Origin of the sequence: Salinimicrobium sp. WS361 (genome assembly GCF_050750585.1) — a bacterium.
GTDB lineage: Bacteria > Bacteroidota > Bacteroidia > Flavobacteriales > Flavobacteriaceae > Salinimicrobium.
Genome location: NZ_JBOJLM010000015.1, coordinates 59,565 through 79,824, shown reverse-complemented (window position 1 = coordinate 79,824; position 20,260 = coordinate 59,565). Strand labels below are relative to the sequence as shown.

Annotated in this window: 17 protein-coding genes; 13 read left to right on the top strand and 4 right to left on the bottom strand. The window is 41.0% G+C overall.

The genetic code is table 11. The features are described 5' to 3' along the window. Window positions 1-88: 88 nt before the first annotated feature. On the bottom strand, window positions 89-1,348 hold the full coding sequence (ltrA, locus tag ACQ93I_RS14080; RefSeq protein ID WP_431699045.1) for a group II intron reverse transcriptase/maturase: 1,260 nt from the start codon (window positions 1,346-1,348) through the stop codon (window positions 89-91). A gap of 1,612 nt (window positions 1,349-2,960) precedes the next feature. Between ltrA and ACQ93I_RS14075 the strand changes: the two genes are divergently transcribed. The 13 genes from ACQ93I_RS14075 (at window position 2,961) to ACQ93I_RS14015 (ending at window position 18,179) form a co-directional block, all read left to right on the top strand. Beyond that, on the top strand, window positions 2,961-3,839 hold the full coding sequence (locus ACQ93I_RS14075) for a Fic family protein (RefSeq protein WP_431699050.1): 879 nt from the start codon (window positions 2,961-2,963) through the stop codon (window positions 3,837-3,839). A 224-nt stretch (window positions 3,840-4,063) separates the two neighbouring features. Beyond that, window positions 4,064-4,897, top strand: a complete 834-nt coding sequence (locus ACQ93I_RS14070) for an SDR family NAD(P)-dependent oxidoreductase (protein ID WP_431699044.1) — start codon at window positions 4,064-4,066, stop codon at window positions 4,895-4,897. 48 nt (window positions 4,898-4,945) lie between these two features. Beyond that, a complete protein-coding gene (locus tag ACQ93I_RS14065; RefSeq protein ID WP_431699043.1) occupies window positions 4,946-5,857 on the top strand; it encodes a helix-turn-helix domain-containing protein in 912 nt (303 codons plus the stop codon). 432 nt (window positions 5,858-6,289) lie between these two features. Continuing rightward, window positions 6,290-7,531: a cytochrome P450 gene (locus ACQ93I_RS14060; protein WP_431699042.1), complete on the top strand. Its 1,242-nt coding sequence runs from the start codon at window positions 6,290-6,292 to the stop codon at window positions 7,529-7,531. Window positions 7,532-7,681: 150 nt separating this feature from the next. Further along, on the top strand, window positions 7,682-9,469 hold the full coding sequence (locus tag ACQ93I_RS14055; protein WP_431699049.1) for an OstA-like protein: 1,788 nt from the start codon (window positions 7,682-7,684) through the stop codon (window positions 9,467-9,469). A gap of 4 nt (window positions 9,470-9,473) precedes the next feature. Next, entirely contained in the window at window positions 9,474-10,661 is a 1,188-nt protein-coding gene (locus ACQ93I_RS14050; protein WP_431699041.1) for an aspartate aminotransferase family protein, read from the top strand. Between the two features lie 97 nt (window positions 10,662-10,758). After that, window positions 10,759-12,159: a tetratricopeptide repeat protein gene (locus ACQ93I_RS14045; RefSeq protein WP_431699040.1), complete on the top strand. Its 1,401-nt coding sequence runs from the start codon at window positions 10,759-10,761 to the stop codon at window positions 12,157-12,159. Between the two features lie 33 nt (window positions 12,160-12,192). Beyond that, window positions 12,193-13,140: a DUF368 domain-containing protein gene (locus tag ACQ93I_RS14040; protein WP_431699039.1), complete on the top strand. Its 948-nt coding sequence runs from the start codon at window positions 12,193-12,195 to the stop codon at window positions 13,138-13,140. Next, the gene (locus ACQ93I_RS14035) at window positions 13,118-14,140 is read left to right on the top strand and encodes a DUF368 domain-containing protein (RefSeq protein ID WP_431699038.1); all 1,023 of its coding nucleotides are present in this window, start codon (window positions 13,118-13,120) and stop codon (window positions 14,138-14,140) included. Before ACQ93I_RS14040 ends, ACQ93I_RS14035 begins: the two co-directional genes overlap by 23 nt. Then, window positions 14,133-14,867 carry a shikimate dehydrogenase family protein gene (locus ACQ93I_RS14030; protein WP_431699037.1) on the top strand — a complete coding sequence of 245 codons (735 nt, stop codon included), beginning with the start codon at window positions 14,133-14,135 and terminating at the stop codon, window positions 14,865-14,867. The genes ACQ93I_RS14035 and ACQ93I_RS14030 overlap by 8 nt, the downstream gene beginning before the upstream one ends. A 112-nt stretch (window positions 14,868-14,979) precedes the next feature. Continuing rightward, window positions 14,980-17,373: a DUF349 domain-containing protein gene (locus ACQ93I_RS14025; RefSeq protein ID WP_431699036.1), complete on the top strand. Its 2,394-nt coding sequence runs from the start codon at window positions 14,980-14,982 to the stop codon at window positions 17,371-17,373. 275 nt (window positions 17,374-17,648) lie between these two features. Continuing rightward, window positions 17,649-17,870, top strand: coding sequence for an addiction module protein (locus ACQ93I_RS14020; protein ID WP_431699035.1), 222 nt, complete (start codon window positions 17,649-17,651; stop codon window positions 17,868-17,870). A 3-nt stretch (window positions 17,871-17,873) separates the two neighbouring features. Then, a complete protein-coding gene (locus tag ACQ93I_RS14015) occupies window positions 17,874-18,179 on the top strand; it encodes a type II toxin-antitoxin system RelE/ParE family toxin (protein WP_431699034.1) in 306 nt (101 codons plus the stop codon). A gap of 75 nt (window positions 18,180-18,254) precedes the next feature. Here ACQ93I_RS14015 and mazG read toward each other — a convergent pair whose 3' ends face one another. The 3 genes from mazG to def form a co-directional block, all read right to left on the bottom strand. Further along, entirely contained in the window at window positions 18,255-19,028 is a 774-nt protein-coding gene (gene mazG, locus ACQ93I_RS14010) for a nucleoside triphosphate pyrophosphohydrolase (protein WP_431699033.1), read from the bottom strand. 89 nt (window positions 19,029-19,117) lie between these two features. Next, complete coding sequence (locus tag ACQ93I_RS14005) at window positions 19,118-19,579, bottom strand: DUF5606 family protein (RefSeq protein WP_431699032.1); 462 nt, start codon at window positions 19,577-19,579, stop codon at window positions 19,118-19,120. Window positions 19,580-19,636: 57 nt separating this feature from the next. Next, window positions 19,637-20,227 carry a peptide deformylase gene (gene def, locus ACQ93I_RS14000; RefSeq protein WP_431699048.1) on the bottom strand — a complete coding sequence of 197 codons (591 nt, stop codon included), beginning with the start codon at window positions 20,225-20,227 and terminating at the stop codon, window positions 19,637-19,639. Window positions 20,228-20,260 lie beyond the last annotated feature (33 nt).

Here is a 20,260-nt window from a genome sequence, read left to right as displayed (position 1 = left end):
GTCGAGTAGGTAAAGGGGAATCTCACCCCTAAACCTCTCACAGAACCGTACGTGATGCTCTCACATCATACGGCTCTTCTTAACAAGTCTAAGGCTTAAAGCCATACTGCCAATGCACAAATAGGTTGGGATAATGCTTTGCAGTTTCCTGTAACCATTTGTAGGCAAAGAACCAGTGTTTTCGCCTGAACCTCCGATATTTGTTACGTACCCATTTTGCCAGTCGTTTGTTCAGAAAACGGAACACATAATGTAATTCACTCATCCGTACCTTGCCATAGTAATGGATCCATCCCCGAACCTGGTCTGCTATAATGGCTGCCAAATCGGGCAGCCGCAGGTGAACCATTCGGTGGAGTTTCGTCTTAAACAGGGTTTGATTGATACGTTTCTGACTTTTGCGACTAATAGAGGGGGTAAAGCCCAAATGAAAGTTCCCAAAGTAACCCTTGACCATTCTTGGTTTGAATGTGAAGCCTAAGAAATCAAAGGTCACATACTGCACCTTAAATGGCGGGTGCTTCTTTTGGTTGCGTTTACAATAAACGATATTGCTCTTGCCGTCTTTGATCTGCAATTTGCATTGCTTAAATCGGGCTTTGACCGCTTCCAGTGTCCGCAGGGCCTGTTTGATATTCTGGCAGTGGATGATGATATCATCGGCATACCTTTCAAACTTTACTTCCGGGTGGTACTTCTCGATCCACTTATCAAAAACAACGTGCAGGAAGATGTTTGCCAGTAACGGACTTATTACGCCTCCTTGCGGTGTGCCTTTAATGCGTTTCTCAATAGTACCGTCTTTCTTTTGGACTGGGGCTTCTAACCAACGTTTCACGTACAGATGAATGTGCTTCTTGTCTGTAAAATGACTTAAAGCTTTCATCATTAGCTCATGGTCTATCTCGTCAAAGAAGCTTTTGATGTCCAAATCTATCGCCCAGTCCAGTTCCATGCAGTTTTCCCTGCATTGCCTGATAGCCTGGTGCGCTGATTTATTTGGTCGGTAGCCAAACGAACTTGCACTAAAATGCTTATTCGCTATGGCTTCAAGTTCTTCCCTGATGACCATTTGTGCTGTACGATCTGTTACTGTTGGTATGCCCAACTTTCTTACCCTACCATCGGCTTTGGGTATTTCTACTTCGCGTACAGGCATAGGAAAGTAACTGCCACTTGCCAAACGGTTCCATACCGGATACAGATACTTCCTCGTTTGTGAAGACACCGCTTCTATGGACAGATTGTCCACTCCGGCTGCCCCTCCATTACTTTTCACCTTCCTGAAGGCTTCCCATACCTGTCGCTTTTCTATCGGTTGCGACTTTTGTTTCTCCTCGAAAATCATCCTAAGTTTTACTTAGTTGTAATACAATTAAAAACCGTTAAGTCTGCCCCTTCGCTCCTCTCCCCTTTCAGGGAAAATTTTCACTACTACGGGCAAATCCGCCACCAATCTGTAGTATCGTTACTTTCTGCCTTGCCCTTCGGGGTTATGACATTTTCACACTACAAATTAGCTTCTCCTGTTCCGTAATTGAGCCGTAAGTAAAGCTCCTGCCCTCTTTATGCCGGTAGCCGCCTGACCAATAAACAGGTTACATCCGTCAGACCTTATCCCCTTGGACCGCCCATCCTCCGGTTTCGGCTACACTAAAGTTGTTTACGACACTTCTACAAGGGTTCACTCGCATCTCGTTCAGCTTCTTTACTCCTACCATAGCTTTCTACTCACAATACAATTGCGGTAGTGCCTTTGACCTTATCGCTCAAGACCATCCGCTTTAGCGGAAAGCCCCATAAGGCGGTTTGACTGATGTGCCTGACACCCCAGCCGAGAGACCAACCATTATTCTTTTGATTTCGTGAGCCCTCCACGTCATATCGTGGCTCGTATCAATCAAACCAACAAAGCTCTCATCTCAATTACAGTTATGCTGTTCATTATTCAAAGAACGAATTCTTATATTGTATCCCTGAACAGCAGCAGGACACACAACTTTGCACAACACTATAAAAAATTGCTTGTTTTTGGTTTTGAAAAAGGGTAATTTTCATTTTTAAAAAAGTAAGGGTCACGCCGACAAGTCCGCGCATTTTCACACGCAACTTATTATATACAAGACCGTTGTAACACACTAAAAACGGGAAAGCCTGTCCATTTTTGCCATTTTTGAGAGGTAAGGTTTCTGATAATGCCAATCGCAGTTTTCGATTCGAAAAGTCAGTTCCTAAAAGCCATTTTTGGGACCTTTATTGGCAACGGTTCGAGTCGCTCACGACGGCGGAACTTACTCAGACGCGGAGGCAACGGATCGGGTCAAGCTGGATGTTTAGGTGAAAATGAAAAATAACTCATAGCGGGAATGGTAACAGCGGACAATCAGGCGTTGCAAGCGAGCACTGTTTTTATACGAGACGTTGCAAACAATGGCTCCTGACTCCACTCAAAACAGATGAAAAAATAGAAATTCTCTCACCTTCTGGAGATCAAAAACGGACAATTACTCAAGCGATTAAAAATTAAAAGTGACGGCGGATTTCCACTCAAAGGCAAGAATAATATTTTAACTTTCAAGTTTATACTCAAAAAGAATGATTTAGGGACCGATAAAAATATACGGACTCCACTCAGTCCCAAAATTAATTTTATCCCTGTTGCGGATTAAAAAAACCTAATCAAGAAAAAGGCTAAGTACGAGCTCACTCAATTCTGTCGCCACTGATTTGCAACAATAAATAACACAAATTGCGGAATACCTGTCAAAAATGGCATTTTTGAGTACCTTTAAAATAAAGTCACTAACGGACAAATTCGAATTCCCAAGCCGCAACTTGCGTTATCCGAGAAGTTACCTACATTAAACCTGACTTCCTTTCAATTGAAATAAAATGATCTTACTTTTGATAATATCAAATGATAGTATCAAAGATGAAACCTCCCTACGAAGTTAGGAGCTATTAATGCGACTTATTTAAATAAACCCTCTCCTAAATTAAAAAAGGAAAATAAGATTAAAACAATTCATTCTTCATTGAAAATTGAGGGAAATACGCTGACTGAAGAACAAATTACTGCACTCATAGAAAACAAAAGAATCATAGGTCCAAAGAAAGATGTAAAAGAGGTTTTAAACGCCATTGAGATTTACGAACATTTAGAAAGATATGATCCTTTTAATGAAAAATCATTTTTGAGAGCTCATAAAGCTCTAATGCAAAACCTGATAAGTGATGCAGGAAAATATAGAAAACAAGGTGTAGGCATTATGAAAGGTTCCGCAGTGGAACATTATGCTCCTCCATATCACAATGTACCTTTCTTGATGAAAGATCTATTCGAATATCTACAGACTTCAGAAGAAATTGAACTGGTTAAAAGCTGTGTGTTTCATTATGAAATGGAATTTATTCATCCGTTTTTAGATGGAAATGGAAGAATGGGCAGACTGTGGCAGACATTAATTTTAATGCAGAAGTATCCTGTATTTGAATATCTACCTTTCGAGACATTAATTAGTAATGACCAGGACAAACATTATTCTGCATTATCTGTTAGTGACAAGGCAGGAAATTCAACAACATTCATTGAATATATGCTTGGGGTAATAAACAGATCATTAGAAGAATTACTCAATTTCACCAATAGAACACTTACTGAGAAAGACCGACTCGAATATTTTTTGTCCTTGAATAAACGAGAATTCACCAGGAAGGATTATATGGAGGTGTTTAAAGATATTTCTGGAGCAACAGCAAGCAGAGATCTCAAGAAAGGTGTAGAACAAAACTTATTTGAGAAAATCGGAGATAAAAATAAAACTCGGTATAAGATATAACTGGCCACAACGGTAAACACAAATACGGCAGACCAGTCAAAAATGCCATTTTAAATACCTTTAAAAATAGCAATTAAAAGATCAATCCGTGTCCCCTACTCCGCACTTTTGATAGCCGGGACGTTACCTACAATCCGTAATTGAAATACCAAATTCAGTAATCTGGATACTTTCCTTAGTTTAATCATTCTCAATTTTGTAGTCATAAATAAAACAGGAAAATTATGAGCGCAAAAATTCGAAAAGTATGGTTTATATCAGGAACTTCAAAAGGTATGGGACTTCATTTAACAAAACTCCTTTTAGCATTGGGACATAAAGTGATAGCTACTAGTAGAAATATGGATGCTCTGATAAGTGAAATTACTGAAAACCGAAAAAACCTTTATCCTGTAAAACTGGATATTACTTCGGACACAAATGTTAAACAAACCATTGATGATATTGTAAAAAAAGTAGGCAACATTGATGTTGTGGTCAATAATGCTGGATATAGTCTTGTAGGTAGTATAGAAGAAATGACCGATGAAGAATTTAGAGCAACACTTGATGTCAACCTTTTTGGAACTGTCAATGTCTTAAGGAATGTGATGCCGTATTTGCGGAAACAAAATAGCGGACATATCATAAACATTTCATCAAATGCAGGTTATGTGGGATTTGAAAAAGCAACAAGTTATAACGCAGCTAAATTTGGAATCATTGGACTTTCTGAAGCGTTAGCTCAAGAAGTTAAAAACTTTGGAATAAAAGTAACCGTAGTCGCCCCAGGACAGTTTAGAACTGAATTTATGAATTCCATCCACTATGTGAAAAACAGAATAGCGGTTTATGGTGTGGATGAAGCAGAAAAAATGTGGAGTCAGTTTAGTGGTCAGCAACAAGGCGACCCCGAAAAACTAGCTGAAATTTTAATAAAAATTACTGAAATGAATCAGCCCCCGCTACACTTGCTTTTAGGTCCGGATACCTATGAATTGGTAACTAAAAAAAGAAAAGAAGAAGACGCAGAATTTGAACAATGGAAACACTTAACCTTATCAACAAATTTTGATTAGCACTAAAGAAGAACCAACGTTCCCTTTTTTTATAAATTTGATTTGCAGATGAAACCATACGCCATAGAATCTATTCGGGAATTACATCAACTTTTAGAGTTGCCTAAACCTAAACATCCGTTGGTTAGTGTTATAGATTTTTCTTCCATCAAATGTTATGATGACCAAAAATTAGAAGCCGTAACTTATGGTTTTTACTGCATTGCCATAAAAAATAATTTTAAAGGAAAAATGCGCTATGGCCAGCAACATTACGATTTTAACGAAGGCACAATGAGTTTTTTTGCGCCCAATCAAGTAGTCATTACTGAAATTCGGGATGATTGGGATTTAAACGGACTCTGGTTGGTCATTCACCCTGATTTTTTACAAGGTTTTCCATTAGTAAAAGATATTAAAAAATTTGGGTTTTTCTCCTATGCCGTCAATGAAGCATTGCACCTTTCTGAAGATGAAGAATTCACCATCAATCAGCTTTTGACAACACTTTCAAAAGAAAGTCAATTATCAACAGATTTATTTTCACAACAAATTATCATTAAACAAATCGAATTGCTACTCAACTATTGCAATAGGTTTTACCACCGCCAATTTCTAACCAGGGAGCAGGCCAATAGTAGCTTTTTAGCTAATTTTGAAAGATTACTTGAAGAATATTTCGATAACGATTTGACTGAAACCGAAGGGATTCTAAGCGTTTCTTATTTTTCTGAAAGATTACACTTATCCCAAAATTATTTAAGCGATATGTTACGAACTATAACTGGTCAAAGTGCGCAACAGCATATTCAACAGAAATTAATCGAGTGTGCTAAAGAATTACTTTCTAATTCGGAACTCAATGTTTCGCAAATTGCCTATCATTTAGGCTTTGAACATCCACAATCACTTCATAAGTTATTTAGAAACAAAACTCATTTATCACCATTAGAGTATAGAACTAATTTTAAAAAACAATAAACACTACCGCCAGCACCGTATAAAAATTTACTGCTAAGCACTTAACTTACTGGCTTTTTCACTATTTTAAGGTAATTAATAATCCAAAAATTTTGCACTTATTTATACGCAACTTTTAATATATGAGCACGTTGAATCACAACGTGCTGCTTTTTTTGTTTTCCAGCAATTCACTTTTGATTCGTTTCCTTCAGGCATTCAAAAATTCCTTCTGAAAATGCCATTTTTGACTGTCCTTTTTAGTCGACAATTTCAGTCTGGTTACTTCAGAAAAAGATAAATGGCAAATTGTGAAGGATCCTTCCGAAGTAATTAAAGCTACTGTACACATTGAGATTTGAAATTCAACTTCGGTTTTAACCAAACTTTCACGCTTTTTAAACCCTTCTCCTACTGCTCATTTCCTAATTTAGAGGGAAATATCAAAAAGTTATGGAGAGTACTCCCGGAATTCTTTATAAAGGCTACAATTACTTTCATGAACAATTTCAGAAACAGGAAACCGACCTGCTTAAGGTGAGATTATTCCTCAAAAAGGCCCTTGTGATGCGAGGTGAAGAAGCGGCAGAGATCTTTTATGACGACAGTCGTTTCTCGAGGGAGGGCGCCACTCCAAAACGTTTTAAAAAGACCTTGTTGGGCCAGGGCGGTGTGCAAGGCCTGGATGGAGACGAGCATGTGAATAGAAAAAGGATGTTTATGCAGGAAATGAACCGGGATTCTTTGGCAGCGCTGGAACAGGCTTTTGAACAACACCTGCAAAAAGCCATAATCTCCTGGGAAAAGCAACCCAAAATTACCTTTTTTGACGAGATAGAAAAAGTACTTTTTAGCGCAGCCTGCGATTGGGTGGGAGTTCCTGTTAAAAAAGACGAAGTAGAGCAGCGTAAAAATGACCTTTCAGAATTAATAGATGGTGCAGGCCGCATTGGGCTAAGTCACTACCAGGCCCGAAGAGCCCGAAAAAGCTCGGAGAAATGGATCATGAAGTTGGTAAGCCAGAAAAGGAAAAAAGAAAAAAATACTCCCGGTAGCTCAATTTTATCGCGCTTCTCATTTCATAAAAACCTACGGAATAAACTTCTCGACAAGAGGATTGTGGCTGTAGAGATCCTCAACCTGCTTCGACCCATTGTGGCCATTGCCCGCTATATTACCTTTTCGGCTGTTGCACTGCATGAAAATCCGCAGTATTGCGAGCGGCTTAGAAAAGATAAAGATAAACTGGACCTGTATTTTGTTCAGGAGGTGCGCAGGTTTTACCCTTTTTTTCCCTTTGTTCCTGCTAAGGTGAACAAAGAATTTGAATGGAAAGGTGTGAAATTCCCGAAAGGCCGGCGGGTCTTGCTGGACCTTTATGCCACACAGCACCACGAAAATATATGGAACAACCCAAATGCTTTTTATGCCGAAAGATTTTCAACCTGGGATGGCAGTGCCTTTAATTTTATTCCGCAGGGAGGAGGGGACCACGTTCACAACCACAGGTGTGCAGGCGAATGGATAACCATTAACATTACAAGAATTACCCTGAATTACCTGGTTGAGAAGATGACTTACCAAATCCCGAAACAAGACCTGGAAATAGAACTTTCAAGGATTCCCACCATTCCTAAAAGTCGGTTAAAAATGACAAATGTTCGACGTGCTCTAAACGGAATTCAGGTGCTGTAGGAAGTTTCTCTACTATAGAAATACCTGATATTTCAATTTTTAAAAGATCTCAGCAGCTCACCTATTTCCTTCAGAATTCATTACTTTTGAAGCAAAATTCTACTGGTGAAGTACGTTCAGGTTCTATATCTCTTTTCAATCTTTTTTTTCATGGGCTTCAGCAGTTATAGCCAGGAAGAAAAGAAGATTCGTTATGAAAGCGAACGTACTCTAAAAGATGAAGAGAACTATCCGGGTGCCTTTATTCTAAGCAAGGTAAACGAACAGGTACATTTTATTCACCAGGGTATTGAAGTGTGGGCCGACCAGGCCATTCATTACGCCGAAGAGAACTTCTTTAAGGCCTACGGGAATGTGCGTATGGAACAGGGTGATACCATCACCATGACCAGCCAATATGCCGAATACAATGGTGATACGCAGTTTGCCTTTGCCAGCGGAAATGTCTTTATGCGTAACCCACAAACCAGCCTACAAACCGATACACTTTTCTTTGACCGTACAAAACAGCAGGCCTACTACCGCAGTGGTGGAACTATACGTGATACTGCCAGTGTCCTTAAAAGCCGAATTGGTCGCTACTACCTGGAAGATGAAAAATACACCTTCGCTTCGGAAGTGGTGATCACTAATCCCGATTATGTTTTGCGGTCTACTCAGCTGGATTTTTATTCTGATAATGGTCACGCCTACTTCTATGGCCCCACAACAATAACGAGCGATCAATCTACAATATACGCCGAAAGGGGGTTCTACGACACCCGTGGCGATACCGGTTATTTTGTAAAAAATTCAAGAATTGACTATGAAAACCGGATTTTAGAGGGGGATAGCCTGTACTTTAACCGGAATACCAATTTTGCTTCGGCCACAAATAATATAAAGGTTACAGACACCATTAATGAAAGTGTTATACGAGGACATTACGCTGAAGTTTTTAGGGAAAAAGATTCAGTTTTTATCACCAAACGTGCGGTGGCAGTAAGTGTTCAGGAGCAGGACTCTCTCTATATTCATGCAGATACCTTAATGGTTACCGGTAAGCCCGAAGACAGGATCATCCGTGGTTTTTACGGCGTGCGCCTGTACAAGAGCAATATGAGCGGTAAGAGTGATTCTATTCACGTTCGGGAAAAAACCGGTTTGACGCAAATGCTGGGCAGTCCGGTGATGTGGTCAGAAAACAACCAGTTAACCGGAGACACCATTCACTTACTCAACAATGTTGTGACCGAAGAAATGGATTCCCTCAAAGTATATGACAATGCATTTATGATTCAGCGTGACAGTCTGGGCGGATTTAATCAGCTTAAGGGCTTGCAGATGTATGGGAAGTTTGAAGACAATGCTTTAGATCAGGTAGACCTGGTAAAAAATACCGAGACGCTATATTACATGAGAAATGACGCTGGAGATTTGATTGGCATCAATAAAACCCTATCGAGCTCTATTTCCGTTTTCTTTGAAGATGAAGAGATAAGCATGGTCGATTATCTCAATAATGTCGACGGAATTCTCTATCCTGAAAGCGAACTTCCTGAAGAAGAGCGCACCCTTAGGGGCTTTAACTGGCGTGGTGAAGAAAGGCTGAATTCTGTAGAAGATCTATTTATTGACGATCCAGATTATGAGCCGGTGAAGATACAGGGGATACCTATGCCTGAAGAAGAAGAGAACTTTTTTAACAATGAGTCCCGGGAAGGGCCGTTACTGAATAATAAGAGCCGTTTGCAGGAAAAAGATCTCCAGGAAAGAACTGTAGATACTGTTCCAAATGCCGGCAAAGCTGCTCAACCAGAACCACTCTTACGACAGGAAGAGCTGGACAGCCTCCCAGCCATGGACAGTATTCAGCCTACTCCGGGCCAGGAACCGCGCCCGGCACAACAGCAGGACACCATCTCCCCTGCCGTTGCCACTCAACCTAAAAGAGACTAAAGAATTGAAACAGGATTTTTTAAAATATCAGGCGCAAACCTCGCCTTACCCGTTGGCAATGGAAGTTTCCCATGCTTCGGGTTCGTACATCTATGATACAGCAGGCAAAAAGCATCTCGATTTTGTGGCAGGTGTTTCGGCCTGTACTTTAGGCCACTGCCATCCTCGTATTGTAAACGCTATTAAAGAACAGGCAGAAAAGTACCTGCACGTTATGGTGTACGGTGAATATGCACAGGGGCCCGCTATAGAATTGTGTAAGTTGCTCGCAGAACATCTCCCGGCACCGCTGGAAAAAACATACCTGACTAATTCGGGAACCGAGGCCATTGAAGGAGCCTTAAAACTTGCCCGTCGCTATACCGGTAGATCTGGAATTATTGCAGCAAAAAGCGCCTACCACGGGAATACGATGGGTTCTCTAAGTCTCATGACCTTTGAGGAGCGGCAAAAGCCTTTCCGCCCGTTGATCCCCGATATTTCCTGGATCGAGTTCAACCGTGAGGAAGACCTGGAAAAAATCGATGAAAATACAGCAGGAGTTATCCTGGAGAGCATTCAGGGTGGTGCAGGCTTTATTCAGCCTCAAAACGACTATCTAAAAAAGGTAAAATCCAGGTGTGAAAAAGTGGGTGCCCTCCTCATCCTCGATGAGATCCAACCGGGCTTCGGGCGCACCGGAGAACTGTTTGGATTTCAGAATTACAACACCGTACCCGATATTCTGGTGATGGGGAAAGGCATGGGTGGCGGACTGCCCATTGGAGCCTTCACCTCCTCTTCAGAAATAATGGATACGCTTAGTGCCAATCCAAAAATGGGGCATATCACTACTTTTGGTGGAAATCCTGTGATTGCGGCGGCAGCTCTGGCAACATTACAAGAACTGGTAGCAGGAGACCTGCTTGCACAAACTCTTCAAAAAGAGCAATTATTCAGAGAATTATTGGTGCACCCACTAATTTCTGAGGTACGGGGACGCGGATTAATGCTCGCTCCTATATTAACTTCCGAAGAAATTGTCAACGAACTCGTAATAAGATCTCAGGATAAAGGATTGATTTTGTTCTGGTTACTATTTGAAGGAAAAGCTATTAGAATTACGCCCCCGCTTACTATTTCAATGAGTGAAATAAAAGAAGGATGCGGCATAATTATTGACATACTAAATGATTTATTGCAGGACAATTAGGTGTTAATTACTTTGTTAACAACATAATTTGTTTTTAACCCGGTCGCTGTAGAACATTTATAACTTTAATACTGAAGAAATCAGTAAATCACTGCTTATGCTATTAAGCCATAACGAAGAAAACAATTTCTCCCTTACTCGTTTTGAATCGATGCTGAAGACGAATGATGTATTGTTCTTCGACTCAGATGAGTTTGAAAATATTATTCATTACTATTTAGAGAACGGAAAAATTACACTTGCCAAAAAAGCCGTAAGGCTTGGACTTTCACAACACCCTACTTCGGTAAACCTGAAGTTGCTTCGCGTGGAGATCCTGGTTTTTGAAGATAAACTTGATCAGGCCGAAGGAATTCTCAATGAGATCTATGACCTGGAATCCTCCAATGAGGAAATCTATATTCAAAAGGCGAACATACTCTCAAAGAAAGATCAACACCAGGAAGCTATTCAAATGCTTGAGGTTGCTCTAGAAATGAGCTATGACGAAGCCGATGTTTATTCCCTGCTGGGAATGGAATACCTGTTCCTGGAAGATTTTGAGAACGCAAAACTCAATTTCATGAAGTGTCTCGAAGCCGATAAAGAAGATTATTCGGCGCTCTACAACATCATGTATTGCTTTGATTTTCTCGAACAAAAACGGGAAGCCATTGAGTATTTAAACAAATTTCTCGATACAAACCCCTATTCAGAGGTAGCCTGGCACCAGCTGGGAAAACAGTACTTTGATCTCAAAGATTACAACAAAGCCCTTTCGGCTTTTGACTTTGCCATCATTAGTGACGATACTTTTATCGGAGCTTATCTTGAAAAAGGAAAGGTGCTGGAGAAACTGGGTAAATTCAATGAAGCTATTGAAAATTACAGCATTACCATGGATCTTGATGATCCTACCTCTTTTGCGTACCTGCGTATTGGGAAATGTTATGAAAAACTGGGGCTCGATGAGCTGGCGTTAAAGAATTACCGCCAAACCGTTCATGAAGATCCTTTGCTGGACAAAGGCTGGATAGCCATCACAGATTTCTTTTACAAAAAGGAGAATTTTCGCAAAGCTCTTTACTACATCAATAAAGCTATCAATATTGACAGCGAAAATGTGCTGTACTGGAAAAGGTATGCCCGCATTAACAATCAGTTGAACCTACTTGAGGAAGCTGAAAAAGGTTACCGCCGTACACTCGAATTGGGAAACTATGAACTTGAAACCTGGATTAAAAGGTGCGACGTACTTATTGATCTAGGAGAATTTGAAGCTGCCGTACAAAACCTGTTACAGGCCGTAGAATTCTATCCCGAAACGGCAGAGATTGAGTACCGACTTGCCGGACTTTATTTCATGCTGCACGAACCCGAAAAAGGAAATACGCATTTGAATAACGCTCTTAAGATGGATTCTGATTATTACATTATCATTGAGGAGCTTTTCCCTTCTATTTTCGCAAGAAAATCGGTTAAGGAGAAAATAAAGATGCACCTAAAATCTTGCAATTAATTCTTATAACTTTGCGCACTTCAAAACCAGACGATGCGACGAAGCTTTAAAGATTACCTTGTTCTCACTGCAAAAGGAATGGCCATGGGAGCAGCCGATGTTGTTCCCGGGGTCTCCGGTGGTACCATAGCATTTATTTCAGGGATTTATGAGGAGCTCATTTCCACCATTAGCGGGGTGAAAATCGGGCTGCTTTACACCTGGAAGAACCAGGGCTTTAAAGCAATGTGGAAAGAGTTTAACGGCAACTTTATCATTGCCCTTTTAGGCGGAATCCTGTTTAGCATCTTTACAGTGATGCGACTCACCAATTACTTGCTGGAGAACCACCCAATCCTAATCTGGTCTTTCTTTTTTGGGCTGGTACTGGCGAGCATATACTACGTGGCTAAACAAATTGAAAAATGGACGTTTAACGTATTCCTTTTTTTGGTAATAGGCGCAGGAGTAGCTTTTTATATCACCTCGCTGCCACCTTTAGCTGCAGCACCAAATGATCTTTACCTGTTCTTTGCAGGTGCTATTGCCATTTGCGCAATGATATTACCAGGAATTTCGGGAGCCTTTATCCTGGTGCTCCTGGGCGCCTACAAGACCGTGAGCGAAGCAGCACATGAGTTCGACTTAAAGATATTGGGCATAGTAGCTTTAGGCGCCGTGTTTGGATTACTTTCTTTTTCACGTCTCCTCAAATGGCTCTTCCGTAATTACAGCACCCTCACGCTGGCGACCTTAACAGGGTTTATTGCAGGCTCTCTCAACAAGATATGGCCGTGGAAGTTACAACTGGAAACCGCCCAGTACGGTGACAAGGTGATCACCCTAAGAGATGAATCTGTTATGCCCTGGAATTTTGGTTCAGAGCCTCACACCTTTCAGGCTTTTATGCTCATGCTTGCAGGGTTTGCTCTTATTCTTATCTTAGAGGGCCTCGCAGAAAAAAAGCCGGTGCAGGACAATGCAGCAAACCCGAACGTTTAGCGATAAAATATTCCTGGTAATCAAGGGCGTCCTTATGGGGGCTGCCAATAAAGTTCCCGGCGTATCGGGCGGGATGGTGGCTTTTGTTGCCGGTTTTTATGAGGAATTTATTTTTTCCCTTCGCCGCGTCAACCTCAATTCCCTGAAATTATTGATCAACGGAAGGTTTCGCAGCCTTTGGTATTACACCAACGGGCGCTTTCTTTCGCTGCTCATTTTAGGAATGGTAATTAGCTATTTCTCAATTTCCCTGCTGCTCGATTACCTTATAACACATTACGAGCTTTACGTTTGGTCTTCTTTCTTCGGAATGATCCTCGGCTCCATTTATTACATAAGTAAAGATTTTGAAGAGTGGAACCGCCGCAACATTGGCTTTATGCTTCTTGGTATCATTGCCGGCGTAAGCATCAGCTTTTTGGAACCTGCCGCGCAGAATGACAATCTCTGGTTTGTCTTTTTCTGCGGAATTGTAGGAGTTTCAGGGATGACACTTCCCGGGCTTTCAGGTTCTTTTATCCTTATTCTACTTGGCAATTACGTGCTGCTGCTGGTAGATTCTGTCAATGCGCTGTACCTCACTTTGTCCGATCTCTTCAGGTTTGACCTAGGTTTTCTTGAAGCACCCGAAAGATTGCGCCTGCTGCAGGTATTACTCGTATTTACGGCAGGATCTGTGGCCGGACTCGTTTCTTTATCTCACATCCTGGGATATTTACTGAAGCATTTCAAAAATGCCACTTTTGCAGTGATTATTGGTTTTATCACCGGCTCCCTGGGAGTAGTATGGCCATGGAAAGAAGCAGAATTCCGTAGAAATGCCGAAGGTGTATTTTTGCTGGATCAAAACGGGAATAAGATCGTAGACAATTATGACAGGTACCTGCCGCAATTAGATCATCCCAGTACCTGGATCGCGATTTTCTTTATCATTACAGGAACTGTTCTCGTATTGTGGCTGGCCCTGGCCGAACTAAAAAATAAAAAATCCCATGCTTAAATTCGGACTCGTAGGACGTAATATTTCTTACTCTTTCTCGCGGAAATTTTTTTCTGAAAAATTCAGCCGGGAAAACATAGATGCATCCTATGAAAATTTTGATCTGCAGGAAATAAAGGAATTTCCTGAAGTACTCGCCAAAAATCCTGAATTAAAAGGGCTTAATGTGACCATCCCTTATAAGGAAGCCATTTTCCCTTTTTTGGATAGTCTGGATGAAACAGCACAACAAATAGGTGCAGTAAACACCATTAAAGTGGAGCGAAACGGGAGTCTTACCGGCTATAACACCGATTACTTCGGATTTTTGGAAGCCTTAAAACCCTTCCTGAAGCCACACCACAAAAAAGCACTTATTTTGGGTACAGGTGGCGCCTCCAAGGCTGTTAATTATGCGCTGGATTCACTGGGTATCACCACCACCCTGGTTTCACGCTCACCTTCCAAAAATGCCATTTCTTACCAGCAACTTTCCGAAGAGAAACTTGAGGAGCACACCGTTATAATAAATACCACGCCCCTGGGCACTCATCCCAACATTGAAGAGTACCCGCCGCTCCCGGTAGATTTTCTCGGTTCAAAGCACCTGCTTTTTGACCTCATCTACAATCCGGCGCAAACGGCATTAATGAAACTGGCGGCAGCACGTGGAGCAACGGTTTTAAACGGGGAGAAAATGCTGGAACTTCAGGCGCTCAAAGCCTGGGAAATATGGAACCGGGACTAAAAGCCGAGCTTTAACTTTCCATTTAGAAATAGCCGCAAACCCTTGTTAGGTACGTAGGGAGTTATTATCTTTCAGACTTATTACTGAATATTGAACCCTAACATTGAAAGATATGTCTGAGAAAGAAAAACTGTCAAACCAGGAACAACAGGAAAATCAAAACAAAAACCTGAATTTCCAGGCTCAAACCGGAGCCGAAAAGACAGAACAAAATGCTGAAAATGCTTCCGAAGAGAAAGAGGAGCAAGATTCCATTGCAGATGCTATGGTAGACGAGTCGAAAGCGAGTGAAGATAGGAGGAATGCCGAACCCGGTTCTTCTACCGAATCGTTTTTGGAAAGTGATGATGAGGGGGGAGAGCAGCCGGTTTCTCAGAAAAAAGAAACAACCACGCCAACTCCCAATAAAGCTGCTGATACTGCACAACCTTCAGAAGAAAAGGAAAGCAAAGATATTGAAGATGCTATGGTTGATGAAGCCAAATCAACCGAGGATAAAAAAGGTCTTGAACCTGTTACCTCGCCCGAATCGGCTTTAGAAAGCGATCATGAAGATGAAGGGCCTTCGGCCAATGCAGAAGATAATAACGGGAAAACTTCCGAAGAAAAAACGGAACCCAAAAATCCCTTTTTTGACGCCTCAAGTCCGGAAACTTCCGAAGAAAATGACGAGACTAAAGAAGACGAACAGCAGCAAAAGGCACCTAAAGATGCTCAAAGCGAAGTGGATGACGCTGTTGCTGAAGACAGCGAAGACGAGGCCACTGCCGAGCGTCATGGGATAGAAAAGAAAGATTACCACGCCATGAGCAAGGAAGCCCTTGCCGATGAGCTGGAAAAACTTCTTAAAAACGAAAAAGTACAGGCAATTAAAGAGCACGTTGAAGAAATACGGGCTGAGTTTAATGCCAAACAAGACGAGGAAATTGAGGAGAAGAAAGAAGAATTTCTTGCTGATGGCGGAAATATTATTGACTTCCACTACTCTACTCCCTTAAAAAAGCGTTTTAATTCCCTGTATTTTGACTACAAGGAAAAAAGAAATAAGCATTACCAGCAACTTAAGCAGGACCTCAACAAGAACCTGGAAAAAAGGCTGGAGATCATTGAAGAATTAAAGGGTTTGATTGATGTTGAAGAGAATATCAACACCACCTACAAACATTTTAAAGATTTGCAGGACCGTTGGAAAACGGCAGGATCAATCCCTCGTGATAAGTACAACACGGTTTGGAATACCTATCACCACCACGTTGAGAATTTTTACGACTTTCTACACCTTAACCGCGAATTTAGAGATCTAGATTTCAAGCACAACCTTGAGCAGAAATTAAAGATCATTACCCGGGCAGAAGAGCTTACACAAGAGCCAGATACCAACCGTGCTTTTAGGGAGCTACAAATGCTGCACAAAATGTGGAAGGAAGATCTTGGCCCCGTAGAAAAAGAATACAGGGAAGATATCTGGCAAAAATTCAGCGATGCCACCAAGCAAATCCACGATAAGAGACAGGAGTTTTTCGCGCAGCTGGAAAAAGATTTTGAGAAAAACCTTGAGAAGAAGCAGCAAATCATTGATCAAATCAAAGACATTGCTTCGGAAAAATATACGTCGCACAAGCAATGGCAACAGAAGATTACTGAAGTTGAAGCCCTGCGGGAAGCATTCTTTAATGCAGGAAAGGTGCCACGACATGTGAATGACGAGACCTGGAAGAAGTTCAAAGAGGCTGTACGCAGTTTTAACCGTAATAAGAACTCTTTTTACAAGAACCAGAAAAAAGAGCAATACGACAACCTGGAGAAAAAGCAGGAACTGGTAAGGATAGCAGAGGAGCATAAAGAAAGTGAGGATTTTAAAGTCACCACGCCTCTTATGAAAAAGATCCAGACCGATTGGAAGAATATTGGCCATGTTCCCCGAAAAGACAGCGATAAGATCTGGAAAAAGTTTAAAGCTGCCTGTAATCACTACTTCGACAGGCTTCACGCTTCCAGAAATGAGGAGAACAAAGAAGAAAATGAAGCTTTTGATCAAAAGAAAGATTTGCTTGAAAAGCTAAAGAACATTGAGCTTACCGGCGATCGCAAAAAGGATCTTCCCACAATTAAAAACTTTATTGAGGAGTGGAAGAAACTGGGCCGCGTGCCTCACAGCAAACGGTACATTGAAGGAAAGTTCAACAAAGTCCTTGATCAGGCTTTTGATAAGCTGGATCTAGATAAGAAACAGAGCGAAATGCTCAAGTACGAGAACAAGGTCCAGGCCCTCGAAAATTCTGATGATTCAAGAAAGCTAAACAACGAGCATTACTTCCTTACAAAGAAGATCGAAGAAACAAAAGCCGAAATAAGGCAGTTGGAAAACAACCTGCAGTTCTTCTCTAACGTTGATGATAAGAATCCGCTGGTACAGGAAGTTCATAAGAACATCCAGAATCATAAGGAGCAGCTTAAAATCTGGAAAGAGAAACTTGAGAAAGTAAAGTCTCTTTACGACGAATAGCATCCTTTACTGGAAACAAAAAACACCCCTCAAAAATGTCATTTTTTGAGGGGTGTTTTTTGTTTGGAGTTCTTATGGTCAATACAAAATTGCTTCAGGTTCTCATTGTTTCTTTTCTTCAGATTAAAAAGAATCTGAAATAGATTCAAAATGGCCGCGGGAAACAAACTTCTATTCCGAGAGCTACTTAAAAAAAATTAAACTTTCCTTAGTGTATTTGAAAAGAGAAATATTACCCAATAATCGTATCTTTATGTAAGCGAAAACAAAATGCTATGGATAATTTATCAGCAAGAAAGTATCACTTCATAGAGGAGTTGATGACAGTTGAAGAGGAAAGCGTGATGGAGGCATTAGAGCGTGTACTAAAAAAAGAAAAAGAAGCACAGGAACGTATTTCTCCAGTTCAGAAGAAGGAACTGGAGAAACGTCTCCAAAGTTATTCAGAAAATCCTGAAGATCTATTGGATTGGAATGAGGTCAAAGAGGAATGGTAAAGGATGGCTTATAAAACTAAGATACATCCTATAGTTCGGCACGATCTAGAGGCGGCGAAAAAATGGTACAGTGAACGAAAAGAAGAGTTAGGTGAAGAATTTAAATGTGAAGTGAATAAGGAAATCGATTCTATCGGTAAATCCCCTCTTCAATACCCGCGGAAGTATAAAGAATTGCGACAGTCAATGATCAGGCGTTTTCCATACTCCATCTTTTTTTTAGTCGAAGAAGAAAAAAACCAGATAATAATTATTGGAGTTTTACACAGTAGCCGAAATCCTGAGATTATTCGGAGACGACAGAAATAGACGAAACGGAGGATTCAAAATCAGTCTCATTCTCTGGCAAAGTCTGACTTCCTGGCTCTCCAAGCCAAAAGCTGTTTAAATCCTCTTCGCTTCTTCCCAGTAGACATCCATTTCGGACAGTGTCATATCCTTAAGGCTTTTATCCTGTTCTTTTGCTTTGCCCTCGAGATACTGAAATCTCTTAATAAACTTCTTATTGGTTCGCTCCAGTGCATCTTCAGGATTAACCTTTAAGAATCGGGCGTAATTGATCATGCTGAACATCACGTCGCCAAACTCCTCTTCTATTTTCTGTTGATTTTCAGAATTAATCTCGTGCTGCAGTTCCTCCAGCTCTTCCTGTAACTTTTCGAACACCTGCTGCGGTTCCTCCCAATCGAAGCCTACACCCGCCACTTTATCCTGAATGCGACTGGCCTTCACAAGTGCCGGTAAAGACGCAGGAACACCTTCTAAAACGCTTTTTTTGCCCTCTTTTAACTTCAGCTGTTCCCAGTTTCGTTTAACATCTTCCTCATTATTCACTTTTGTATCGCTGTAGATATGAGGGTGCCGGCTTATTAATTTCTCAGAAATACTGTTGGCCACATCTGCAATATCAAAATCGTTAGTCTCGCTTCCTATTTTTGAATAGAATACGATGTGCAGTAAAAGATCACCCAGCTCCTTTTTTACCTCCTCCAAATCATTGTCGAGTATAGCATCTCCCAACTCGTATGTTTCTTCAATAGTAAGGTGCCGCAGGCTCTGCAAGGTTTGCTTTTTATCCCAGGGGCATTGTTCCCGCAGCTCGTCCATTATGGTGAGTAAGCGGTCAAAAGCTTTAAGCTGTTCTTGTCGTGAATTCATAACGCCATCTTTAAAAGAGGAAAGGTAAGTTTTACCCAAAGAAAAAACCAACTGAAATCAGTTGGTTTTGCATAAATTTATTGTTGCGGCTATTCTTCTTCGCCGGCTGTATCTTTTGGAGTCTTTTCGGTTTCTGAGCTTTCTTCGGAAGCATTTTCGTCTCCTTTAGAAAAGTCTGTGACCCCTTTGCTCACCAATAGGTTGTACCACTGAATGATCTTCTTAATATCGCTGATATAAACGCGATCTTCGTCATAATCGGGCAGCACTTCACTGAAGTATTCTTCCAGTTTGGCCTTAGATTCTTTATGACTTATAGCCTCTCCCCCGTTTTCTTTATCATAGATCTTCTGAAATACCTCACGTAGAGGAACTTCTTCGCTGTAGGTATATATGGCAATCTCACTGAGAAGGCTCACATTGTGGCGCATGTTCACAGAGATCTTTTTTCCGTCTAACATAGATTCGGCTACAAATCCGCCCCGGGTTTGAGCCTTAAGTTCATACAATCCCGGTTTTCCCGAAATTGATAACACTTTATCTAACTTCATATTTATTTAAATTTTGGATCGCAAATATCTTACCTCCTGCCTAGAAAACAAAAATAATTAACGGCCTTTTTTTAATTCAGGAAACTTCATGCGGTAATCTACCTGTATCTTCCCTTTAGAGATATTGGTCAATTTCCCTTTTATAAGCCTCTTTTTAAGACTACTTAGCTTATCTGTGAACAGGATTCCCTCGATATGATCGTATTCATGCTGAATCACACGAGCCGCAAGGCCTTTATAGCTTTCGGTGTGTTTATTAAAATCTTCATCAAAATACTCGATAGTTATCTCAGGTTTTCTAAAGACATCTTCCCTAACATCAGGAATGCTGAGACAACCTTCATTAAAAGCCCATTCATCTCCTTTTTCCTCAAGGATTTTTGCATTGATGAATACTTTTTTAAGGGAAGCCAGTTCTTTTCTCTCCTCTTCAGAAAGATCTTCATCTTCGGCAAACGGGGAAGTATCTATCATAAAAATACGAATAGGAAGCCCCACCTGCGGTGCAGCCAATCCTACGCCATAGGCGCCGTACATCGTCTCCCACATGTTCTCAATCAATTCTTTTAGTTTAGGATAATCGGCAGAAATATCTTTCGCTTTCTTTCTTAACACCGGATCTCCGTAAGCGGTTATTGGAATTATCATGTTATTGTCTAATGTATAATGTAACTCTATCAT

What these genes read in the sequence shown, in the direction of transcription:
- ltrA (WP_431699045.1), bottom strand. Translation starts at nt 1,348, where the DNA reads ATGATTTTCGAGGAGAAACAAAAGTCGCAACCGATAGAAAAGCGACAG.
- ACQ93I_RS14070 (WP_431699044.1), top strand. Translation starts at nt 4,064, where the DNA reads ATGAGCGCAAAAATTCGAAAAGTATGGTTTATATCAGGAACTTCAAAA.
- ACQ93I_RS14065 (WP_431699043.1), top strand. Translation starts at nt 4,946, where the DNA reads ATGAAACCATACGCCATAGAATCTATTCGGGAATTACATCAACTTTTA.
- ACQ93I_RS14060 (WP_431699042.1), top strand. Translation starts at nt 6,290, where the DNA reads ATGGAGAGTACTCCCGGAATTCTTTATAAAGGCTACAATTACTTTCAT.
- ACQ93I_RS14055 (WP_431699049.1), top strand. Translation starts at nt 7,682, where the DNA reads ATGGGCTTCAGCAGTTATAGCCAGGAAGAAAAGAAGATTCGTTATGAA.
- ACQ93I_RS14045 (WP_431699040.1), top strand. Translation starts at nt 10,759, where the DNA reads ATGCTATTAAGCCATAACGAAGAAAACAATTTCTCCCTTACTCGTTTT.
- ACQ93I_RS14040 (WP_431699039.1), top strand. Translation starts at nt 12,193, where the DNA reads ATGCGACGAAGCTTTAAAGATTACCTTGTTCTCACTGCAAAAGGAATG.
- ACQ93I_RS14035 (WP_431699038.1), top strand. Translation starts at nt 13,118, where the DNA reads ATGCAGCAAACCCGAACGTTTAGCGATAAAATATTCCTGGTAATCAAG.
- ACQ93I_RS14030 (WP_431699037.1), top strand. Translation starts at nt 14,133, where the DNA reads ATGCTTAAATTCGGACTCGTAGGACGTAATATTTCTTACTCTTTCTCG.
- ACQ93I_RS14025 (WP_431699036.1), top strand. Translation starts at nt 14,980, where the DNA reads ATGTCTGAGAAAGAAAAACTGTCAAACCAGGAACAACAGGAAAATCAA.
- ACQ93I_RS14020 (WP_431699035.1), top strand. Translation starts at nt 17,649, where the DNA reads ATGGATAATTTATCAGCAAGAAAGTATCACTTCATAGAGGAGTTGATG.
- ACQ93I_RS14015 (WP_431699034.1), top strand. Translation starts at nt 17,874, where the DNA reads ATGGCTTATAAAACTAAGATACATCCTATAGTTCGGCACGATCTAGAG.
- mazG (WP_431699033.1), bottom strand. Translation starts at nt 19,028, where the DNA reads ATGAATTCACGACAAGAACAGCTTAAAGCTTTTGACCGCTTACTCACC.
- ACQ93I_RS14005 (WP_431699032.1), bottom strand. Translation starts at nt 19,579, where the DNA reads ATGAAGTTAGATAAAGTGTTATCAATTTCGGGAAAACCGGGATTGTAT.
- def (WP_431699048.1), bottom strand. Translation starts at nt 20,227, where the DNA reads ATGATAATTCCAATAACCGCTTACGGAGATCCGGTGTTAAGAAAGAAA.